Here is a 21136-nt window from a genome sequence, read left to right on the forward strand (position 1 = left end):
TCTCACCCGCAATTCTATAAGTAAAGGCTAAATACGAGATATATTACAATTGGATTAGCGATTTATTTATAAATATCAAAAAGGCGAGCTAGGCTCGCCTTTTTTACGCACAATTTACATATTCGGATAAGTTGGGCCGCCACCACCTTCCGGAACGACCCAAGTAATATTCTGACTGGGATCTTTTATGTCACAGGTTTTGCAATGAATACAATTTTGCGCATTTATTTTAAATACATCTTTGCCATCTTCCTCGACAACTTCATATACACCCGCCGGACAATAACGTTGAGCGGGTTCAGCGTATTCAGGCAAATTCACGGTGAGTGGAATATCAGCATCTTTTAACTGCAGGTGACACGGTTGGTCTTCTGCATGGTTGGTATTAGACAAAAAGACAGAGGATAAGCGATCAAACGTGATTTTATTATCCGGTTTAGGGTAATCGATCGGTTGATAATTATTAGCTTTCTCTGTGCATTTATAATCAGGCGTCCACTCTTTAAATTTGAAGGGTAGTTTTCCGCCAAAATAATTTTGATCAAGTGTATTATATGCGCCACCTAAGAGGGTGCCGAGTTTGTGCACTGCGCCACCGAAATTACGTGAGCGATATAACTCATCAAATACCCAAGAATGTTCGAATGCCTTTTTATATGTCTCAAGGTCGCTGTGTTGCTTGCCTTGAGAAATTGCATCAAAAACAGTTTCAGCAGCCAACATACCCGATTTCATCGCAGTATGATTCCCTTTTATCTTTGAGAAGTTAAGGGTACCGGCATTACAACCTAATAAAATTCCGCCTGGGAAGGTCATCTTAGGTAATGAATAATAACCACCTTTAGCGATGGCACGCGCGCCATAAGTTACACGCTTGCCATTTTCAAGCACCGACTTAATTGCGGGGTGAGTTTTAAAGCGTTGAAACTCTTGAAACGGATTTAAATATGGATTTTTGTAGTTCAAATCGATAATTAAGCCGACATAAACCTGCCCGTCATCGGCATGATACAAATAGCCACCGCCAGAACCATTTTCGTCCAATGGCCACCCCGCGGTGTGAACAACTTTACCAGGTTTATGTTGTTCAGCAGGTACGTCCCAGATCTCCTTGAAGCCGATACCGTAATGTTGTGGTGTGGCGTCCTTGTCGAGCTCAAACTGTTGCAACAACTGTTTACCTAAATGGCCGCGGCAACCTTCGGCAAAGAGTGTATATTTAGCTCTTAACTCCATGCCCGGCATGTAACCGTCTTTTTCTGAACCATCTTTGGCCACGCCCATATCGCCAGTAATGACACCACCGATACTACCGTCGTCATTTTTTATCAGTTCACTCGCCGCAAAACCAGGGAATATCTCGATACCTAGGCTCTCGGCTTGCTCTGCTAGCCAGCGACAAACATTTCCCATACTGACGATATAATTACCCTCGTTATGGAACGTTTTTGGCACTGCTACATGGGGCAATTCACGGCTATTCTGAGCATCTTTCAAAAGCAGTATTTCATCTTTGGTGACGGCTGTATTGAGTGGGGCACCTCGCTCTTTCCAGTCAGGGAAGAGCTCATTCATCGCGCGTGGTTCAAATACTGCGCCCGACAATATGTGGGCACCGATGTCGGCACCTTTCTCGACAACACAGATCATCAATTCTTGCTCTTTTTCTTGAGCAAGTTGTCCTAGTCGGCATGCTGCGGCCAGTCCTGAAGGACCGGCGCCCACGATGACGACATCAAAGTCCATACTTTCGCGTTCCACGTTAACCTCCGTAATCACGAGCTGATGTCAATTGGCATCAACCCCTGATAGTTTTGCAATAGCTGTGTAATTTCTTCTGCGGGGATAGGGCGACTAAATAAGTAACCTTGTCCGACACCGCAGTCTCGGCTTAATAAAAACTCGACTTGTTCACTGGTCTCAATACCTTCTGCGACCAACTGGATGTTTAAGTTTTTGGCTAGATTAATAATCGTTTGTACGATGACAGCATCGTCTTCGTTATCGGGTAAATCGCGAACAAATGAGCGATCAATTTTCAGTGAAGTCACTGGGAAGTTCTTCAGATATGACAACGATGAATAGCCGACACCGAAGTCGTCAATCGCCAACGACATACCATGTTCACGTACCGAGTGCATAAAGTTGGTATGCGATTGAATATTTTCGATAAATACCTGTTCTGTGAGCTCGAGCTCGATAAAGCGCGGTGACAAACGCGCTTCGCTGACATTATCAACGATAGTGTCGACTAGATCCGGTAAATGCAATTGTTTGCCTGAGATATTGATTGCCATGGTAAGGTCGGCGAAACCCATTTCGTGCCAACGTCTGAGTTGCTGACATGCCGTTCGCATAACGAATTCAGACAAAGGAATAATGAGCCCTGTGTCCTCAGCGACTGGAATAAACTGGTCAGGTCCGATAACCGTACCGTCCTCTTTTACCCAACGCACCAGCGCCTCAAGACCGATAATTCTATGGCCTAGCAGTTCGACCTTAGGTTGATAGTAAACCTCAAGTGACTCTTGCTCTACGGCATGACGTAATTGTTTTACCATTTCAAGCTTTTTGGCTAAGTCGCGATGCACTGCTTGGCTATATATATGATATGTGTTGCGACCGTTATCTTTTGCTTGATAGAGCGCTGTGTCGGCATTTCTAATCAGATACTCAGGGTTGTTGTCAGCGTCTTCTGCGAATGCAATGCCGATGGACGCACTAATAAATAACTCATATTCATCGACATAAAAATGGGCATCCAAGGCCTGTAGCATCTGTTCAGCTAGAGTAAGTACCTGTTCGCGAGATGATGAACGTGGCAGCGCGAGTAAAAATTCGTCACCACCTGAACGCGCTAATACCGCGTCTTTTGGGGCTAACTTTTTAATTCGACGAGCGACCCGTTTAATCAGCTCATCACCTACGGTATGACCCAGTGCATCGTTGACCTCTTTAAAGCGATCCAGGTCAACAAATAAAATGGCGGTAAGCCCATTTTCTGATGGGTCATTGAGCCACTCGGTCAATATTCGCATAAGTGCATTGCGATTAATAAGCCGAGTTAATGAGTCGTGCTCGGCGAGGTAAGCAATTTCTTTTTCTACACGCTCACGTTCGTCGATTTCGGAATACAGTTCAATATTGGCATCGGCGAGTTGCTGAGCTTTATAACGACTTTGCGCTACGATGTAAAACACCAAAGTCAGCATGGCGGTAATAAATAAACCAGTGAAGAGTAAGGTCAGCGCAAAGCCTTCGCGTTCGTCCGCTAAACGCGCCGGGGTCATCCATACATGTAGCTGCCATTTTGACCCTAATAGTTGTAACGTTCGATTCACTGACCACTGTTCGCGCAACGATACATCACCAGCAAACTGGTAAAGCGTTTGACCATCGCGACTTATCGCGACTTGATAACCTTCACTGATATTTTGGCGAATAACATCGTTCAGCAAGTCCTGCAGGCTAATAACTAAGCCTAAAAAGCCTTGCCGCTCGGCACCATCAATGCGCGAGAACATAACGATATCGCTACCGATCCTGCCGAGGTTACCCGCACTACCTATCATCGCGTGCTGATTCCCCTGAGATTGCGGTAACACATCGATAAGCTCTGATTGTTTGAAAGGCGTTCCGAGTAGTTGTGCCTGCCGATTCGGGGGGTAGTATTTTTCAATGATTAACTCAGGCGACAACCAAACCATTGCGGTAATACTTTGATAATACAGTGAGATAATACTGGCATCATCGTTCCAACGTTGATCAAGACTTTGTTGGCTCTGCTTTAATTCACGAGCAAATAACTCGGTGGCGAATAGATGCGCCACCAAGTTTTGCCTAATTTCGCGCTGTACGTTATAAGCTTCGTTTTCAAGTGCCTCATGAGCGTCTTGGTTTTCTAAATAGCGTACATATGAAAACGCTATAAGCGAGATCAGTATCCCTGTAACGACGGTAATGAGGGCTTGCTTAGCACCTGCAAAAAGCTTTAAACGCATGAATTAGACTCTCTTAACGACTGAGCTCTGGACGATCCTTAAACTCGTTCAAGGCATCGGGGTTCGCCAACGCATCGGTATTCTGTACGGGTTGCCCATGCACAACGTTACGAACCGCAAGTTCAACGATCTTACCACTAATGGTTCTTGGAATATCGTTCACTTGTAATATAACCGCAGGCACGTGTCTAGGGGTAGCGTTTGCGCGAATCGTTTGCTTGATCGTTTTTACCAAAGCATCGTCAAGCTGCGCACCCTCACGGAGACGCACAAATAGTACGACGCGCTCATCGTCGTCCCATTGTTGACCGATAGCAATGCTCTCTAGCACAACGTCCACCTTCTCAACTTGGCGGTAAATCTCGGCTGTGCCAATGCGTACACCACCTGGGTTAAGTACTGCATCCGACCGACCGTAAATAATTACGCCGTCATGTTCGGTTAACTCGGCAAAGTCGCCGTGTGCCCAGATGTTATCGAAGCGTGCAAAGTAGGCGTTAAAATAGCGTTGGCCATCGTCATCACCCCAAAATCCAACGGGCATATTGGGAAATGAGTTCTCGCACACCAACTCGCCTTTTTGTTGTTTAACAGCTTCGCCTTGATCATTGTACACATCGACCGCTAAACCGAGTCCTCGACATTGTAACTCACCGCGATAAACCGGCAGGATAGGGCAGCCTAGGGCGAAGCACGAAACAATGTCGGTTCCGCCTGAAATTGATGATAGGCAGAGGTCAGTTTTAATATCGCGGTAGACGTAGTCAAAACTTTCTGGAGGCAAGACAGAGCCAGTCGTCAATATGCTCCGCAATGCCTTTAATTCATGGGATTGACGCGGTTTGACATCGGCTTTTTCTAGCGCAGATAAATATTTTGCACTGGTACCGAACACGCTGATGTGTTCTTCATCGGCAATATCCCAAAGTACTTCCGGTTTAGGAGCGAATGGTGAACCATCAAACAAGACTAACTTAGCACCTAACGCGAGCCCACTGACCAGCCAGTTCCACATCATCCAGCCACAGGTTGTAAAGTAGAACAGCGTATCTTCACGACCTAAGTCAGTATGCAAGCCGTGTTCTTTGTAATGTTGTAATAACGTGCCGCCAGCACCGTGAACAATACATTTAGGCACGCCTGTGGTACCTGAAGAAAACATAATATAGACCGGATGGTTGAACGGCTTTCTTACAAAATCAATATGGCTAGCATCATTATCTAGGAAATCCTCGTAACGCACCATGCGAGCGTCATCGACCACCTCTGACTGACCGCTAAAGTTAACAAGTACCAAATGCTCAACAGTCGGCAAGTTGTCTACAATTTCGCTTACTTTATCCTTTATATTGAGATTCTTTTGGTTATAAAAGTAGCCATCGACTGTGATCAGGACTTTCGGTTCAATCTGGCCAAAACGGTCGAGTACACCTTGCACACCAAAATCCGGTGAACAGGATGACCAAATTGCACCCAAGCTCGTTGTGGCAAGCATCATTACGATGGTTTCAATGCAATTGGGCATCATTCCAGCGACACGATCGCCACTCGATACACCTTGCGTTTTTAGTGCATGTGCAGCACGAGCAACTTGCAAGTAGAGATCTTCATAACTGAGCTCTTGGCGCTCACCGTTCTCGCCGCGAAATACCAGTGCGCTGTGGTTATCTTTATGGCGCAGTAGGTTTTCCGCAAAGTTCAACTCAGCCTCTGGAAACCACTTGGCACCTGGAAGCTTGTCTTTATCTTGAACAATGACGTCGCCCTTGTCGCCAATCACATCAAAGTAATCCCAAATCAGCGACCAAAATGCTTCGTTGTTATTAATCGACCACTGATAGAGTTCGTGATAATTCGCAAGACCCGCGTCATTATGCACGTTTATCTGTTGCAGGAAATCGCTCATGCGCGCTTCAGCGATTTGATCCGCACTGGGTTGCCAAAGTCGTTCTGCTGCCATGTTAATTATCCTTTTTTTGCCAGTTCTGCGAGTGCCACTTGAGAGCGAGGGCCATGTCCAAGGTGCTGACAAATATCAGCACCTGCACGGACGAGTGCATCAAGCTCGACGCCCGTTTTAATACCCATTCCGTTTAACATGTATACCACATCCTCGGTCGCCACATTACCGCTGGCGCCTTTTGCGTAAGGGCAACCGCCTAAGCCTGCCACCGCACTATCAACGGTATTCACGCCGAGTTCCAAACAGGCAAGAATATTAGCCAAGGCCTGCCCGTACGTATTGTGAAAGTGCAACGCCAACTGATCCGCCGGCACTACCTCAAGCACGGCTTTAACCATTTCAGCCGCTTGTAGCGGTGTACCTACACCAATCGTGTCGCCGAGGGACACTTCGTAACAGCCCATTTCGATCAATTGCTGCGCCACATGTGCGACATCTTTTAGTGGTACATCGCCTTGATAAGGACAGCCTAGAACGCAGGAGACGTAGCCGCGTACGCGTACATTCGCTTGTCGTGCTTGGGTGATTACCGGACGAAAGCGTTCCAGTGACTCGTCGATAGAACAGTTAATATTACGCTGACTAAATTGTTCTGATGCGGCACCAAAAACGGCAACCTCATCAGTATTCACCGCGAGCGCGTTCTCCAATCCTTTTAGATTGGGTGTCAGAGCGGAGTAAGTAATCCCAGAGTGACGTTCTATCTGTTCCATGATCTCGCCACTGTCGGCCATCTGTGGCACCCACTTCGGGCTGACAAAACTAGCGCTTTCTATATATTTTAGGCCCGTTTTAGACAGGGCATTAATCAGCTCTATTTTAGCGGCGGTCGGAACCGCCACTTCATTTTGTAAGCCATCGCGTGGACCGACTTCGACGATATTAACTTCATCCGGCATAGCGCTGCGTTTAAACATGCTTACTCCTTCTCGGCAATAGCAACGAGTTCGTCACCATCACTCACTAAGTCACCAGAGGCAAAAAATACGTCCGTTACTTCACCTGCGCAATGCGCTTTAATGGTGTACTCCATCTTCATTGCTTCCATGATGACAAGGGCTTGGTCTTTCTCAACGTGGTCGCCTTTGCTCACCAAAACATCTGTGATTGTGCCATTCATCGGCGCGACCAAGCCTCCCCCGGCGTTGTCATCGACCAAGGTATCAGCCACCTTATGGCGATGCAGTGTCACTGGACCTTGTTCGGTAAATACAGTGAGTGTGTCATCACAGGTCGCAATGTAGCGCTGATAGCGATGACCGTTCACAACAACGTTGAGCTGATCATCTCGGATACTCGCTTGGATGGCAAAGCGCTCTTCGCCAATCGTCACGTTAAAGCCATTATCTGTTTGCTCGAGCTCAACACGATTCAGTTCTTCGCCGTCACTGAATTCAACCACGTGTACGGCGGCTTCGTTCAAACGCAGTGCATCAGCACGATTCCACGGACTATTGTTGGTGGTAATTTGCGTTTGACGTTGTAATACATCAAATACTGCCGCTTCAGTGCGTACCCAAGCAAGATCTTGGGTCGACTCTGGGAACAACGATTGTTCATACTGCTGGATAAATTCAGTCGTGAGATCCATGCGCATAAATGCTGGATGGCTTGCTAACCGGTGTAAAAACTCAATATTTGTATGTAAGCCCGTGACACGGTATTGCTTCAAAGCGCGTTGTAATTTCAGTAAGGCGCGATCTCGGTCAGTATCCCAAACAATCAATTTGGCGATCATCGGATCGTAAAAACTCGAGATTTCATCACCTTGCTCGACACCCGTATCGATACGCACGCCGGCATTGACTGCTGGGGTACGAAGGTGACGGATCGTGCCCGTGCTCGGTAAAAAGTCGTTGGCAGGGTCTTCTGCATAAATACGCGCTTCGAAAGCATGACCGTTAACGGTGACGGCGTCTTGCGTCAACGGTAAGCTGTCCCCAGAGGCGACCATGAGCTGCCATTCAACTAAGTCTAAGCCGGTAATCATCTCTGTTACGGGGTGTTCGACTTGTAAGCGAGTATTCATTTCCATGAAGAAAAACTCGCCACTGGCGTCGTATAAAAACTCAACCGTACCTGCACCCACGTAGTCAATAGCTTTTGCTGCTTTGACGGCAGCTTCACCCATCGCTTGACGGGTTGTTTCCGATAGCGCCGGCGCAGGCGCCTCTTCAATGACTTTTTGGTGACGGCGTTGTACCGAACAATCTCGTTCTGCAAGGTATACGGCGTTGCCATGCTGGTCGCAGAATACTTGGATCTCTACGTGGCGTGGATTACGGATAAAGCGCTCAAACAAGACTTTGTCATTGCCAAACGATGATTTCGCTTCACGTTTTGCCGAACTCAGTGCAGATTTAAAATCCTGCTCCGATTCGACCACGCGCATGCCTTTACCACCACCGCCATAAGCGGCTTTTAAAAGCAGCGGGAAGCCAACCTCTTTCGCTTTGGAAAATAGCGTGTCTTCGTCTTGTTCGCTACCATGATAACCCGGAACTAAAGGTACACCCGCTTCTTCCATAATGGCTTTAGCGGCACTTTTAGACCCCATTGCAGCAATCGCCGAAACCGGTGGACCGACAAAAATAATATCATTCTGCTGACAGAGTTCAGCAAACGATTCATTCTCAGATAAAAAACCGTAACCTGGATGGATAGCATCGGCACCGGCAGATTTTGCGACGTCGATAATCGTGTCTGCCTTTAAGTAACTTTCGTTGCTCGGTGCCGGACCAATGTAATAGGCTTCGTCAGCAAGTTGCGTATGCCGTGCCTGTGCGTCCGCAGCCGAGTATACCGCAATGGTGCGGATACCCATTTGGCGTGCCGTTTCGATAACACGGCAAGCGATTTCACCACGGTTTGCAATAAGAAGTGATTGAATCATAAATAATCCCGTTAACTTTTGCTTTGCCACTGCGGCGCGCGTTTTTCTAGAAATGCAGTGAGGCCTTCTTGACCTTCATCTGATACGCGGATTTTTGCAATTTCTTCGATAGTAAATCGGCGCACCGGGTCACTAGTAGGTTGGTGTGCGACGCCACGAATAAGGCGTTTACATGCGCCCAAGGCTTGTGGTGAATTGTTTAATAGAGCCTCAAGAAGTGATGGCAAGGTGTCTTCAAATTCTTCAACAATTTCAGTGACTAATCCTGCTTGCAAGGCTTTTTCGGCAAAGAAACGTTCGGCGGTCAGCATATAACGACGCGCTTGCCGCTCACCCATAACACGTACGACATAAGGGCTTATCACTGCGGGGATGAGGCCGATTTTGACTTCGCTCAGGCAAAAACTGCTTTTGGGTTGTGCTAGAACCATGTCGCAACAGGCGGCTAAGCCAACAGCGCCACCAAACGCAGCGCCTTGCACGAGTGCGATGGTGGGTTTGCTTAACTGATCAAGTTGGCTCATTAAGCGATCGAGACCAGCGGCATCATCGATATTTTCTTGATAATCCTTATCCGCCATGGAGCGCATCCAGTTTAAGTCGGCGCCCGCGGAAAAGTTTTTGCCATTGGAACGCAATACTAAAACGCGCGCCTGTTCAGACTCCTCAACTTCAGTTAATGCGGCAACGAGCTCAGCGATCATTTTATCGTCGAAGGCATTGTGCACTTCTGGACGATTCAGGGTAAGCCATGCGACACCACGAGAATCGATAGAAAATTCAGTGTATTCACTCATGATTGCTCTCCTTACATCCGGAATACGCCGAACTGGCTGTCTTCAATCGGTGCGTTAAGTGAAGCGGCAATGCTAAGGCCCAACACATCGCGGGTTTGTGCAGGGTCGATAATACCGTCATCCCACAAACGGCCCGAAGCATAGTAGGGGTGACCTTGCTTTTCGTATTGTTCAACAATCGGTTGTTTCAGCTTGGCTTCATCTTCCGCACTCAGTTTTTCGCCTTTACGCGCAAGGTTGTCCTTGGTGACTTGAGCCATTACACCGGCAGCCTGTTCACCACCCATTACCGAAATACGTGCGTTTGGCCACATAAACATCAGGGTCGGATCGTAGGCACGTCCGCACATACCGTAGTTACCAGCACCATAGCTACCGCCAATGAGCACGGTGAACTTAGGTACTTTGGCGCAGGATACAGCCATTACCATTTTAGCGCCGTGCTTAGCGATACCCTCGGCTTCATATTTTTTACCGACCATAAAACCGGTGATGTTTTGCAAGAACACGAGAGGAATTTTACGCTGCGCGCACAATTCAATGAAATGAGCACCTTTTTGTGCACTTTCGGAGAATAAAATACCGTTATTTGCCACGATACCGACGGGGTACCCGTGAATACGCGCAAAGCCCGTCACCAGCGTGGTGCCGTAGTTCGCTTTAAACTCATCAAAATCAGAGTCATCCACGACACGCGCAATCACTTCGTGAACATCGTAAGGCTTACGTAAATCGATGCCAACGATGCCATAGAGTTCTTTTGCATCATAACGCGGCGGCTTGCTTTCGCGTTGATCTAACTGAGTGGGCGCGGGGCGGTTTAATCGTGCCACTGAACGGCGCGCTAATGCCAGAGCATGCTCGTCATTATGGGCAAAGTGATCGGCAACACCAGAAACCCGCGTGTGTACATCGGCACCACCGAGTTCTTCGGCGCTGACTTCCTCGCCCGTTGCCGCTTTAACTAACGGCGGGCCGGCAAGAAAAATAGTGCCTTGCTCTTTTACAATCACGCTCTCGTCTGCCATGGCAGGAACATAAGCACCGCCAGCTGTACATAGACCCATGACAACCGCGATCTGCGGAATGCCCTTAGCTGACATGTTGGCTTGATTAAAGAAGATGCGACCAAAGTGGTCTTTATCTGGAAATACGTCATCTTGACGAGGTAGGTTGGCACCGCCTGAGTCGACTAAATAAATACACGGCAAATGGCATCGTTCGGCAATTTCTTGCGCGCGCAGATGCTTTTTAACGGTTAAGGGATAATAAGTACCGCCTTTTACCGTTGCGTCGTTAGCGACGATCATGCACTCAACGCCTTCGACGCGACCAATACCCGCCACGACGCCGGCTGCCGGCACGTAATCGTCGTACACATCCCATGCAGCGAACTGACCGATTTCTAAAAACGCTGAACCGGCGTCAAGCAGCTTATTAATACGTTGGCGCGGTAACAGTTTACCGCGCGACAAGTGACGCTCTTGATATTTAGGACCGCCGCCTTGTTTAATTTGTTCGACTTTAGCGTTCACGTCATCAACGACCGCTTGCATCGATTCATAGTTCGCTTTGAACTGCTCGTCGCGGGTGTTGACTTTGCTTGCAAGAATAGCCACAGCGTCTCCTTTTATTTGGACTCGTTGAACAACTCACGACCAATCAGCATACGGCGGATTTCTGACGTACCGGCACCAATTTCATAAAGTTTCGCATCACGTAACAGACGTCCAGTCGGGTATTCGTTAATGTAGCCGTTACCACCGAGCAATTGAATCGCATCAAGAGCAAGTTGAGTCGCTAGCTCGGCTGCATAAAGTATTGCGCCCGCTGCGTCTTTGCGCGTGGTTTCACCACGGTCGCACGATTGCGCCACCGCGTAAACGTAAGCACGTGCTGCGTTAGTGCGCGTGTACATGTCCGCGACCTTACCCTGTACCAATTGGAACTCACCAATCGCTTTGCCAAACTGGTTACGGTCGTGGATATAGGGAACGACGGCATCTAGACACGCTTGCATGATGCCCAACGGACCTGCCGCGAGTACAGCGCGCTCGTAATCTAAGCCACTCATCAATACTTCAACGCCACCATTAAGTTCGCCGAGAATATTTTCCGCAGGTACCTCGGCGTCCTCGAACACCAACTCACAAGTATTTGAGCCGCGCATTCCAAGTTTGTCGAGCTTTTGGGCTTGGCTAAATCCTGGGGTATTTTTCTCAACGATAAACGCGGTGATACCACGCGAAGCCTTCTCGGCATCAGTTTTAGCGTAAATCACAAAAACGTCGGCATCGGGACCGTTAGTAATCCACATTTTATTGCCGTTTAGTACGTACTTGTCGCCTTTCTTCTCGGCTTTCAATTTCATGCTGACCACGTCCGAGCCCGCATTAGGTTCGCTCATCGCGAGCGCGCCTACATGTTCGCCGGTACAGAGCTTAGGTAAGTATTTTTGTTTCTGTTCTTCGTTGCCGTTGCGCGCGATTTGGTTAACGCACAGGTTCGAATGAGCGCCGTAACTTAAGCCGACAGAGGCTGATGCGCGACTTATTTCTTCCATCGCGATGACGTGTTCAAGGTAACCCATACCTGAGCCGCCATACTGTTCGTCAACTGTCAAACCAAGTAGACCCATATCACCGAGTTTACGCCATAAATCACTTGGAAACTCATTGGCTTCATCAATTTCAGCTGCACGAGGTGCGATTTCATCGCGTGCAAATGCGTTGACTGCTTCACGCAGCATGTCCGCGGTTTCGCCTAAGCCAAAGTTAAAAGAATTAAATTGCGTAATCATAATGACTCCTGAGATGAGACTACTTTCTTGGTTGTCGTTCGCACTGACTCAAGTTCGTCTTGGCAACGTTGCTCAAGACCCGAGAGCTCAGTCAGTAATACGTTGATATCTTCCATTTGTTGCTTGAGTGATGCCTTTTTCTCGGCGATTAACTCAAGTACCTTTTCTAACTGTGCAGCCGAACTATTGTCTGCGTCATATAACTCAAATAAACGTCGGGTTTCAGCTAACGAGAAACCTAACCGCTTGCCACGTAAAATAAGTTTTAGACGGACGCGATCTTTATTATTGTAAATTCGATGTTGACCTTGACGACGAGGCGACAGCAACCCTTCGTCTTCGTAGAAGCGGATAGAACGGGTCGTAATGTCAAATTGTTTTGCCAATTCGCCGATCGTATAAGTGATTTTGTTACTCATCAGACTTGCTTTTTAGTTGACCTAAGATCTAAGCTTAGAGGAAGTTTACGTTAACGTAAAGTGGTATTGGAGGAAAGATGTCAAACGATTCGGTCGTAATTGTTGCCGCAAACAGGACAGCAATGGGGGGCTTCCAAGGTAGCCTGAGTGAAGTCAGTGCTCCTAATTTAGGGGCTACTGCGATTAAAGCTGCGTTAGGAAATAGCGGCCTCAAAGAAACCGATGTTTCTGAGGTCATTATGGGTAACGTACTGCCGGCGGGGTTAGGCCAAGCGCCCGCACGTCAGGCGATGTTATATGCTGGTTTACCGCAAAGTACAGGTGCCACGACCATTAATAAAGTCTGTGGCTCGGGCTTAAAAGCGGCGATGTTTGCAACGGACCTAATTCGTGCAGGCTCAGCGGATGTTGTCGTAGCAGGCGGTATGGAGAGTATGTCGCGTGCGCCTTACTTACTTGATAAAGGCCGCAATGGGTACCGTATGGGACATGGTCAATTGTTTGACCACATGATGCTTGATGGTCTTGAAGATGCCTATGAAGGCAAGGCGATGGGTTGTTATGCTCAGGACACGGCTGATAAATACGGTCTCGACCGCGATGCGATGGATAACTTTGCGATTAACTCGTTAGAGAAAGCGCAGGCCGCCATTGAAAAAGGTTACTTCAAAGGTGAGATTACGCCGTTGACTTATTCAACGCGCAAGGGTGATGTCACCGTAGATACGGATGAGCAGCCGGGTAAAGCACGACTCGATAAGATTCCACAACTACGTCCAGCGTTTAAGAAAGACGGCACTATTACAGCTGCCAACTCAAGCTCAATCTCGGATGGGGCTGCGGCGCTTGTATTGATGCGCGAGAGTGAGGCTGCTAAGCGCGGTTTGAAACCGCTTGCTCGCGTTAAAGGGCATGCAACTCATTCTCAGGCGCCTGCTGAGTTTACTGTGGCGCCCATTGGCGCGATGGACGCGTTGTTGAACCAAGTCGGTTGGAGTAAAGATGACGTCGATTTATGGGAAATCAACGAAGCGTTCGCCATGGTCACCATGTTAGCAATCAACGAAATGAAGCTTGATGCTAACCGCGTTAATGTCCATGGCGGTGCGTGTGCGCTGGGACATCCGATTGGTGCCAGTGGCGCCCGTTTGCTGGTTACCTTGTTACACGCATTGAAGCAACGCGGCGAGAAACGAGGTATTACCTCACTATGCATTGGTGGTGGTGAAGCCGTCGCACTCGCCGTTGAAATGATGTAGTCAACGGCTTAGGTTACGTTGCTGGCGCGAAGCCAAAATAACAGCAATAACAATTAAGCTCGCGCCCAGCAACCATCTTAACCAGTCGGTATCGTGTTGCCAAAACAACACGTTAACGAGAATCCCAGCGGGAATTAAGGCATTATTCATAGCCGCGAGCTGTCCGGTGTTGACCCATTTGCTGGCTAGGTTCCAGCCGAGATAGCCAAGTCCGGAGGCGACAATGCCGAGCCACAACAAAATGCCCCATTGTAAGGGTGTGGTAGGTAGCATTTGGTGATTGCCAAACAGTAAAACGCCTAAGCCAGAGACGAGGCTAGCGCCGGCAAAAAATGCGGCGAATTGTTGAATTTGATTTTGCGTTGAGCCGAGGTCTAGGCGTTTGTATGCCACCTGGCCGGCAGCGAAGCATAAATTGGCGGCTTGAATCAAAGCAAAGCCAATCATGAAATCAGCGCTTAGCCCCTGGTAACGAATGATGGCAGCGCCTAAGACTGAGATGGCGGCTGCGAGCCACCAAGTGAATGGTAAGCGGCGGCGCCCTAAAATGATTTCGTCGATGAGTGTAATGTAAAGCGGGGTGAATATCGTGAACAATAGTACCTCGGCGACACTCAAATAAAGAAATGCGTGATACAAAAACAAGTACATTAAGCCGATTTGTACGGCACCAATTCCGGCAAGTTGGGTTAGTGTTTTAACCGAATAGGCTTTGAGCTGACGCCATTTGAATAATGGCAAGATAGTAAACAAAGCCAGTAGCATGCGGATAAATACGACCCAATAGCCATCAACTTGGCCGGCAAGGTATTCGCCAATGAGCGAGAAGCTTGCCGCCCAGAGTAACGTAATAAGAATTAAAAGTGGCACGGTATGCGTCTCTTTTAAGGATTATGAAAATTTGGTTTATAAAATAACACAACAAGAAGGTGAGTTATGTCTAAAAAAGTGCCTCTGTATATCGACGGAGAGTTTCGCGCTTCAAAAACTGAGTCTTGGATTCCGGTAACCAATCCAGCGACCCAAGAAGTGATTGCCGAAGCTCCATGCGCGACTCAAGACGAGATGGAAGCTGCTGTTGCGAGTGCACGAGAAGCCTTTAAAACGTGGAAAGAAGTGCCTGTTTCTGAGCGTGCTCGTGTCATGATGCGTTATCAGGCATTGCTTAAAGAACACCAAGAAGAAATTGCAGAAATCTTAGCGCAAGAGACTGGAAAAACCTTTGAAGATGCCAAAGGTGATGTATGGCGCGGCATCGAAGTGGTTGAGCAAGCCGCGAACATTCCATCATTGATGATGGGTGAGACGGTCGAAAACGTAGCACGCTCTATCGACTCCTACAGCTACATTCAGCCGCTCGGTATTTGTGCGGGTATCACGCCGTTTAACTTTCCCGCGATGATCCCATTATGGATGTTCCCGATGGCTATTGCCTGCGGTAACACTTTCATCTTAAAACCTTCAGAACAAGATCCATTGACGCCAACACGCTTAGTTGAGCTATTTGAGCAAGCGGGCGCGCCTAAAGGCGTACTGCAGGTGATTCACGGTGGTAAAGACCAAGTTGATTTCGTTTTAGACCATCCTGAAATTCATGCGTTATCGTTTGTTGGTTCAGTACCTGTCGCCGAATACATTTATCGCCGTGGTACTGAGAACGGTAAACGCGTACAAGCGTTCGCGGGCGCTAAAAACCATTGTGTCATCATGCCTGATGCTAACAAGCAGCAAGTCATTAACAACCTCGTCGGTGCTTCTGTCGGAGCGGCAGGCCAACGTTGTATGGCAATTTCAGTCGCAGTATTTGTCGGCGCGGCGAAAGAGTGGATCCCCGAAGTCGCTGAAGCGATTGCAAAAGTTCGTCCAGGCGCTTGGAACGATGAGAACGCAGCTTACGGGCCTGTCATTAGTCCACAAGCTAAAGAGCGTATTGAACAAATGATCACCGACGGTGAAAATGAAGGGGCCAAGCTACTTGTCGATGGTCGTGGTTGCACCGTGGAAGGCTTGCCGGACGGCAACTGGGTTGGTCCAACGGTATTCTCTGAAGTCACCGCCGATATGGATATCTATAAAAAAGAAGTCTTTGGTCCCGTGCTTAGCATGATGGAAGTCGAGGATCTAGACGATGCACTGACGTTGGTGAACAACAACCCGTATGGTAACGGCACGTCAATCTTCACTTCGAATGGTGCGGCAGCGCGCAAATACCAACACGAAGTCACTGTCGGTCAGGTCGGTATCAATATTCCTATCCCGGTGCCATTGCCGTTCTTCTCGTTCACTGGCTGGAAACGTTCATTCTTTGGTGACTTGCATGCTTATGGTAAGCAAGCGATCCGCTTCTACACCGAAACCAAAACCGTGACTGCGCGTTGGTTTGAGAGTGATATTGAGGCGAGTGGACCTAATATGTCTATTCACCTGAAGTAATTGATAAGTTAAAGGTAGTTAGCATGAACTTTGAATTAACTGAAGACCAACAAGCCTTTGTCGATACTGCCAAAGCGTTTGCGGATAAAGAACTTGCACCTAACGCAGCGCGCTGGGATGAAGAAGCTCATTTCCCCATCGAGGTTTTCCGTAAGGCCGGTGAGATGGGCTTTATGGGAATGTATACCCCAGAAGAGGCGGGTGGTTTTGGCATGAGTCGTTTAGACTCAGCACTTATTTTCGAACAATTAGCGGGTGGTTGTACAGCCACCACCGCGATGATGACCATTCATAATATGGTGACCTGGATGATTGGTTCATTCGGTCAACAAGATGTCATCGACGAGTGGGTACCAGAGTTAGTAACCGGTGAAAAGCTCGGTTCTTACTGTTTAACTGAGCCAGGCTCTGGCTCAGATGCAGCGAGTTTGCGCACCAGCGCTAAAAAAGAAGGCGATGAGTACGTTCTCAACGGTTCTAAAATGTTTATTTCAGGTGCCGGCTCAACAGATGTGATGGTGGTCATGGCTCGCACTGGAGAGGCGGGCCCTAAAGGTATTTCTGCCTTTGTCGTGCCAGCCGATGCAAAAGGCATCAGCTATGGCAAAAAAGAAGATAAAATGGGTTGGAACGCTCAACCCACCCGTCTTGTGACCTTTGAGGATGTGCGCATTCCCGCCAAGAACTTGTTGGGTGATGAAGGTGAGGGCTTCAAGTTCGCGATGATGGGACTGGATGGTGGCCGTATCAATATCGCGGTCTGTTCCGTAGGTACTGCGCAGGCGGCATTAGAGACGGCGTCTGCGTATATGCACGAACGCAGTCAGTTTGGTAAACCGTTAGCAGCATTCCAAGCGCTTCAGTTTAAACTGGCGGACATGGCGACTGAGCTTGTTGCAGCACGTCAAATGGTTCGATTAGCTGCTTCGAAAGTGGATAACAATGATCCCGATAAGACAACCTATTGTGCGATGGCTAAACGCTTTGCCACGGATATCGGTTTCCAAGTGTGTAATGAAGCACTACAAATCCATGGTGGCTACGGCTATATCAAAGAATATCCGCTTGAGCGCCATGTTCGTGATGTGCGCGTTCATCAAATTCTTGAGGGAACCAACGAAGTGATGCGACTGATCATTGCACGTCGCATTCTAGCTGATAGCGACCGCCAAATTTTGTAAGGAGTCGGCATGCAAACTCCCGTAATTCTTGAAACAATCAACGCCGGTGACAAAGTCATCGGCGTTGCTACGCTAAACTCTGAAAAATCACTCAACGCGCTCAGCTTGGCAATGGCAGAAACACTGCTGCCGCAATTACAAGCCTGGGCTGATGATCCTCAGGTGGCTTGTGTTTGGCTGCAAGGCGCAGGTGAAAAAGCGTTTTGTGCCGGTGGCGACATCGTTGCTATGTACAAAGCGATGCAAGCACAGCCCGGCCAATTAGTTGAAGAAGTCGAGAACTTCTTCACTACGGAATATCAATTAGACTATGCCATTCAGACCTATCCAAAGCCGATCATCTGCTGGGGTGATGGTATTGTGATGGGCGGTGGTATGGGTCTAATGAATGGTGCCAGTCACCGCATCGTAACAGAGCGCTCATTGCTGGCGATGCCGGAAGTTACCATTGGTTTATACCCCGATGTGGGGGCAACCTACTTCTTGAATCGGATGCCGGAGGGATGTGGCGCGTTTTTAGGTATGACTGGCGCGACTATGAATGCGTCTGACGCTCTTTTCCTAAATCTTGCTGATCAGTTCGTCGGTCACGAACATAAAGCTCAAGTCATCGAAGCACTACAGGCTATTGAATGGGGTGATACGGGCGCACTGAATCATCAAAAAGTAACCGATACACTCGAGCGTCTTGCTGAACAGGATGATACTGCGCTACCCAGTCCTCAGGTTGAACCCCATCTTGAGACCATACAACAATGTATGTCTGCAAGTAGTGTGACTGAAGCGACCCAACGAGTTTTGGCCGAGCAACAAGACGATAAGTGGTTCCAGAAGGCGCAAAAAAACCTCAGTCATGGTTGCCCAATCACGCCTCACTTAGTATGGCAACAAACCCATCATGGTGCGGATCTGTCATTAGCAGACTGCTTTAGATTCGAGCTTACATTATCGTGCAATTGCGCCGTGCGCGGCGATTTCGCCGAGGGTATTCGTGCATTACTCATCGACAAAGACAAACAGCCGCAGTGGCAGTTTGCAAGCGTAGGCGATGTGACGGAAGAGGCCATCGACGGGTTTTTCGACCCACCGTGGGGCGAGCGTACACATCCATTAGCAGCGCTTGAGCAAGTGTTGATGAAAAAATAATAACTATCGACAACAAGAAGGAGTCGAACATGGCGAATGTCGCATTTATCGGATTAGGCAACATGGGTGGACCGATGGCCATGAACTTGGCTAAAGCAGGTCACAATGTAAATGCGTTTGATCTATCGAAAGACGCTCTAGCACAGGTTGAAGCTGCGGGTGCCCGAGCCTGTGCAAGCCCTCGCGAAGCGATTGAAGGTGTGGAGTTTGTCGTCAGCATGTTACCGGCCGACCATCATGTCGAGTCGGTCTACTTAGGTGATGAGGGACTTGTACACGTATTGACGGATAAGCAGTTGGTCATTGATTGTAGTACCATCTCTTCGGAAGCTGCGATCTATGTGGGTGAACAATTACAACAAGCGGGTATTGCCTTTATTGATGCACCGGTTTCAGGTGGTGTCGGTGGCGCGAAAGCGGGGACCTTAACGTTCATCTGCGGTGGCACTGAGGGCAATGTGGATCGTGCACGCACCGTACTCAATGACATGGGCAAAAATGTGTTCCGCGCGGGTGATGTCGGTGCGGGTCAAATCGCCAAAATATGCAATAATATGCTGCTTTCAGTACTGATGGTAGGTACTTCTGAGGCATTGCAACTTGGTAAAGCCAATGGTCTTGATCCGAAAGTATTGAGTGAAATCATGTTGCAAAGTTCAGGTCGCAACTGGACATTAGAAGTCTATAATCCGTGCCCTGACGTGATGGAAGGTGTACCATCGAGTAATGATTATCAGGGCGGCTTTATGGTCGATCTGATGAGTAAAGACTTGGGTCTTGCACAGCAAACCGCGTTAAAGTCGGGTGCCGCTACGCCGATGGGCGCTTTAACCCGTAACCTCTATCATGGGTGGTCGCAGCAAGGCCATGGTCGACAAGACTTCTCAAGTATTTTTAACTATTTGACACCGATCTCGAAAAAATAAAGAGGCAGTTCATGCAAGTAAAAGATAGCGTAATTGTAATCACAGGTGGCGCACAAGGCTTAGGCTTGGCGATGGCAGAAGATTTTGCCAAGCAAGGCGCACAACTGGCGTTAATTGATATTAACGGTGATGTATTAGGTGATGCACAAGAAGCCTGTGAAAAGTTGGGTGCTAAAAAAGTGATCGGCTATGAAGTCGATATTACCGATGAGGAATCAGTCGAGACGGTATTTGAGCAAATTCAACAAGAGTTTGGTGGCATTGATGTCTTAGTTAATAACGCCGGTCTATTGCGTGACGGGTTATTGATTAAGTTCAAAGATGGCGAAATCAAGCAGAAGATGCCACTGCAACAATTCCAGTCGGTGTTGGATGTTAACCTTACCGGTACCTTCCTGTGTGGTCGTGAAGCGGCAGCGCAAATGGTTAAAGCCGGTAAGAAAGGTGTCATCATCAATATCTCAAGCGTCGCACGCGCGGGTAATATTGGCCAAACCAACTATGCCGCCACCAAAGCCGGTGTTGTAGCAATGACGGTAACTTGGGCGCGTGAACTCGGTCGTTATGGTATTCGTTGTGGTGCTATCGCGCCAGGCTTTATCGAAACACCGATGACTGCCCAAATGAAGCCAGAAGCGGTAGAACGTGCTTTATCCATGGTACCTCTAAAACGTTGGGGTCAGCCGACTGAGATCGCTCATAGCGCGCGTTATATCATTGAAAACGACTTTTTCAGTGGTCGCGTTGTGGAGATTGACGGTGGTGTGCGTTTATAATTAAACGCTAAACCGAACCCCATGTGGCTCATAGCTGAGCGTCTCTGTTATAGTACTCGTTGCTCGATTGCTAATAGAGACGCTTAACTATGAAAATGACGTATCCATTACTGTTTAAAACCATTCCTATCTGTGCGATTTGGCTCGCACTGTGCATTTTAGCGTTAGCCTATTTAGAGTGGCCAAGCGATTTACTATCGCAACTACTCACATCTATCGTTGCCCTTGCGAGCGTTGTTTTCGCGTTTAAGCTATCTGGCGAGATCTTCTTTAAACAAATCAATTTGAAGCAATCAGAGCTGAGTTACACGCAGGCATGGTCTCAACCTCGCACGCAACGCTGGGCTGATGTTACTGAGGTCGACTACTCACCTTTATGGCACTCATTTAAGCTGAAGTTCGATAACGGCGAGCAGTTAAATGTCAGCGTGATTCTGACCCACCTTACTGAATTTTTGGGCTTAATGGCACACGAACTGCCTCGCGATAAGTATATCGATGCGGTTAATAAGTTCAGTGGCGCGATGGGCGGGGATAAATAA

At 48.2% G+C, this 21136-nt stretch carries 17 protein-coding genes; 7 read left to right on the forward strand and 10 right to left on the reverse strand.

Features of this window, described 5'->3' with window-relative positions; genetic code table 11:
• Window positions 1–114: 114 nt before the first annotated feature.
• Genes BFR57_RS08995 through BFR57_RS09035 form a run of 9 tightly spaced genes read right to left on the reverse strand, consistent with a single transcriptional unit; the run spans window position 115 to window position 12873 of the window.
• The gene (locus tag BFR57_RS08995) at window positions 115–1761 is read right to left on the reverse strand and encodes an electron transfer flavoprotein-ubiquinone oxidoreductase (protein ID WP_071463635.1); all 1647 of its coding nucleotides are present in this window, start codon (window positions 1759–1761) and stop codon (window positions 115–117) included.
• A gap of 14 nt (window positions 1762–1775) precedes the next feature.
• Window positions 1776–4001 carry an EAL domain-containing protein gene (locus BFR57_RS09000; protein ID WP_071463636.1) on the reverse strand — a complete coding sequence of 742 codons (2226 nt, stop codon included), beginning with the start codon at window positions 3999–4001 and terminating at the stop codon, window positions 1776–1778.
• A gap of 13 nt (window positions 4002–4014) precedes the next feature.
• Window positions 4015–5961, reverse strand: a complete 1947-nt coding sequence (locus BFR57_RS09005; protein WP_071463637.1) for an acetoacetate--CoA ligase — start codon at window positions 5959–5961, stop codon at window positions 4015–4017.
• A 5-nt stretch (window positions 5962–5966) separates the two neighbouring features.
• Complete coding sequence (locus BFR57_RS09010; protein ID WP_071463638.1) at window positions 5967–6881, reverse strand: hydroxymethylglutaryl-CoA lyase; 915 nt, start codon at window positions 6879–6881, stop codon at window positions 5967–5969.
• Window positions 6882–6883: 2 nt separating this feature from the next.
• On the reverse strand, window positions 6884–8857 hold the full coding sequence (locus BFR57_RS09015) for an acetyl/propionyl/methylcrotonyl-CoA carboxylase subunit alpha (RefSeq protein WP_071463896.1): 1974 nt from the start codon (window positions 8855–8857) through the stop codon (window positions 6884–6886).
• An 11-nt stretch (window positions 8858–8868) separates the two neighbouring features.
• Window positions 8869–9654, reverse strand: a complete 786-nt coding sequence (locus tag BFR57_RS09020; RefSeq protein ID WP_006955266.1) for an enoyl-CoA hydratase/isomerase family protein — start codon at window positions 9652–9654, stop codon at window positions 8869–8871.
• Between the two features lie 11 nt (window positions 9655–9665).
• Window positions 9666–11273 carry a carboxyl transferase domain-containing protein gene (locus BFR57_RS09025; RefSeq protein WP_071463639.1) on the reverse strand — a complete coding sequence of 536 codons (1608 nt, stop codon included), beginning with the start codon at window positions 11271–11273 and terminating at the stop codon, window positions 9666–9668.
• An 11-nt stretch (window positions 11274–11284) separates the two neighbouring features.
• Complete coding sequence (locus BFR57_RS09030) at window positions 11285–12454, reverse strand: isovaleryl-CoA dehydrogenase (RefSeq protein ID WP_006955268.1); 1170 nt, start codon at window positions 12452–12454, stop codon at window positions 11285–11287.
• Window positions 12451–12873, reverse strand: a complete 423-nt coding sequence (locus tag BFR57_RS09035; protein WP_006955269.1) for a MerR family DNA-binding transcriptional regulator — start codon at window positions 12871–12873, stop codon at window positions 12451–12453. The genes BFR57_RS09030 and BFR57_RS09035 overlap by 4 nt, the downstream gene beginning before the upstream one ends.
• A 77-nt stretch (window positions 12874–12950) precedes the next feature.
• Here BFR57_RS09035 and BFR57_RS09040 point away from each other — a divergent pair, with 77 nt between their 5' ends.
• Entirely contained in the window at window positions 12951–14132 is a 1182-nt protein-coding gene (locus BFR57_RS09040) for an acetyl-CoA C-acyltransferase (protein WP_071463640.1), read from the forward strand.
• Here BFR57_RS09040 and BFR57_RS09045 read toward each other — a convergent pair whose 3' ends face one another.
• Entirely contained in the window at window positions 14133–15002 is an 870-nt protein-coding gene (locus BFR57_RS09045) for an EamA family transporter (protein ID WP_071463641.1), read from the reverse strand.
• A 66-nt stretch (window positions 15003–15068) separates the two neighbouring features.
• Here BFR57_RS09045 and BFR57_RS09050 point away from each other — a divergent pair, with 66 nt between their 5' ends.
• From BFR57_RS09050 to BFR57_RS09075, 6 genes are all read left to right on the forward strand, one after another.
• Window positions 15069–16565 (forward strand): CoA-acylating methylmalonate-semialdehyde dehydrogenase, encoded by a 1497-nt coding sequence (locus BFR57_RS09050; RefSeq protein WP_071463642.1) that lies wholly within the window; start codon window positions 15069–15071, stop codon window positions 16563–16565.
• Between the two features lie 23 nt (window positions 16566–16588).
• Window positions 16589–17746, forward strand: coding sequence for an acyl-CoA dehydrogenase family protein (locus BFR57_RS09055; RefSeq protein ID WP_006955273.1), 1158 nt, complete (start codon window positions 16589–16591; stop codon window positions 17744–17746).
• Between the two features lie 9 nt (window positions 17747–17755).
• Window positions 17756–18892, forward strand: coding sequence for an enoyl-CoA hydratase/isomerase family protein (locus BFR57_RS09060; protein WP_071463643.1), 1137 nt, complete (start codon window positions 17756–17758; stop codon window positions 18890–18892).
• A gap of 29 nt (window positions 18893–18921) precedes the next feature.
• Window positions 18922–19818 (forward strand): 3-hydroxyisobutyrate dehydrogenase, encoded by an 897-nt coding sequence (gene mmsB, locus BFR57_RS09065; protein WP_071463644.1) that lies wholly within the window; start codon window positions 18922–18924, stop codon window positions 19816–19818.
• A gap of 11 nt (window positions 19819–19829) precedes the next feature.
• The gene (locus tag BFR57_RS09070) at window positions 19830–20594 is read left to right on the forward strand and encodes an SDR family oxidoreductase (protein ID WP_071463645.1); all 765 of its coding nucleotides are present in this window, start codon (window positions 19830–19832) and stop codon (window positions 20592–20594) included.
• An 89-nt stretch (window positions 20595–20683) separates the two neighbouring features.
• The gene (locus tag BFR57_RS09075; protein ID WP_071463646.1) at window positions 20684–21136 is read left to right on the forward strand and encodes a hypothetical protein; all 453 of its coding nucleotides are present in this window, start codon (window positions 20684–20686) and stop codon (window positions 21134–21136) included.

The organism is Idiomarina sp. MD25a (genome assembly GCF_001870515.1).
Classification (GTDB): domain Bacteria; phylum Pseudomonadota; class Gammaproteobacteria; order Enterobacterales; family Alteromonadaceae; genus Idiomarina.

Bases quoted from the DNA above. Each gene is read 5' to 3' on its own strand.
- BFR57_RS09050 (WP_071463642.1), top strand. From the start codon at position 15,069: ATGTCTAAAAAAGTGCCTCTGTATATCGACGGAGAGTTTCGCGCTTCA.
- BFR57_RS09000 (WP_071463636.1), bottom strand. From the start codon at position 4,001: ATGCGTTTAAAGCTTTTTGCAGGTGCTAAGCAAGCCCTCATTACCGTC.
- BFR57_RS09015 (WP_071463896.1), bottom strand. From the start codon at position 8,857: ATGATTCAATCACTTCTTATTGCAAACCGTGGTGAAATCGCTTGCCGT.
- mmsB (WP_071463644.1), top strand. From the start codon at position 18,922: ATGGCGAATGTCGCATTTATCGGATTAGGCAACATGGGTGGACCGATG.
- BFR57_RS09070 (WP_071463645.1), top strand. From the start codon at position 19,830: ATGCAAGTAAAAGATAGCGTAATTGTAATCACAGGTGGCGCACAAGGC.
- BFR57_RS09055 (WP_006955273.1), top strand. From the start codon at position 16,589: ATGAACTTTGAATTAACTGAAGACCAACAAGCCTTTGTCGATACTGCC.
- BFR57_RS09075 (WP_071463646.1), top strand. From the start codon at position 20,684: ATGAAAATGACGTATCCATTACTGTTTAAAACCATTCCTATCTGTGCG.
- BFR57_RS09040 (WP_071463640.1), top strand. From the start codon at position 12,951: ATGTCAAACGATTCGGTCGTAATTGTTGCCGCAAACAGGACAGCAATG.
- BFR57_RS09060 (WP_071463643.1), top strand. From the start codon at position 17,756: ATGCAAACTCCCGTAATTCTTGAAACAATCAACGCCGGTGACAAAGTC.
- BFR57_RS09005 (WP_071463637.1), bottom strand. From the start codon at position 5,961: ATGGCAGCAGAACGACTTTGGCAACCCAGTGCGGATCAAATCGCTGAA.
- BFR57_RS09010 (WP_071463638.1), bottom strand. From the start codon at position 6,881: ATGTTTAAACGCAGCGCTATGCCGGATGAAGTTAATATCGTCGAAGTC.
- BFR57_RS09030 (WP_006955268.1), bottom strand. From the start codon at position 12,454: ATGATTACGCAATTTAATTCTTTTAACTTTGGCTTAGGCGAAACCGCG.
- BFR57_RS09020 (WP_006955266.1), bottom strand. From the start codon at position 9,654: ATGAGTGAATACACTGAATTTTCTATCGATTCTCGTGGTGTCGCATGG.
- BFR57_RS09035 (WP_006955269.1), bottom strand. From the start codon at position 12,873: ATGAGTAACAAAATCACTTATACGATCGGCGAATTGGCAAAACAATTT.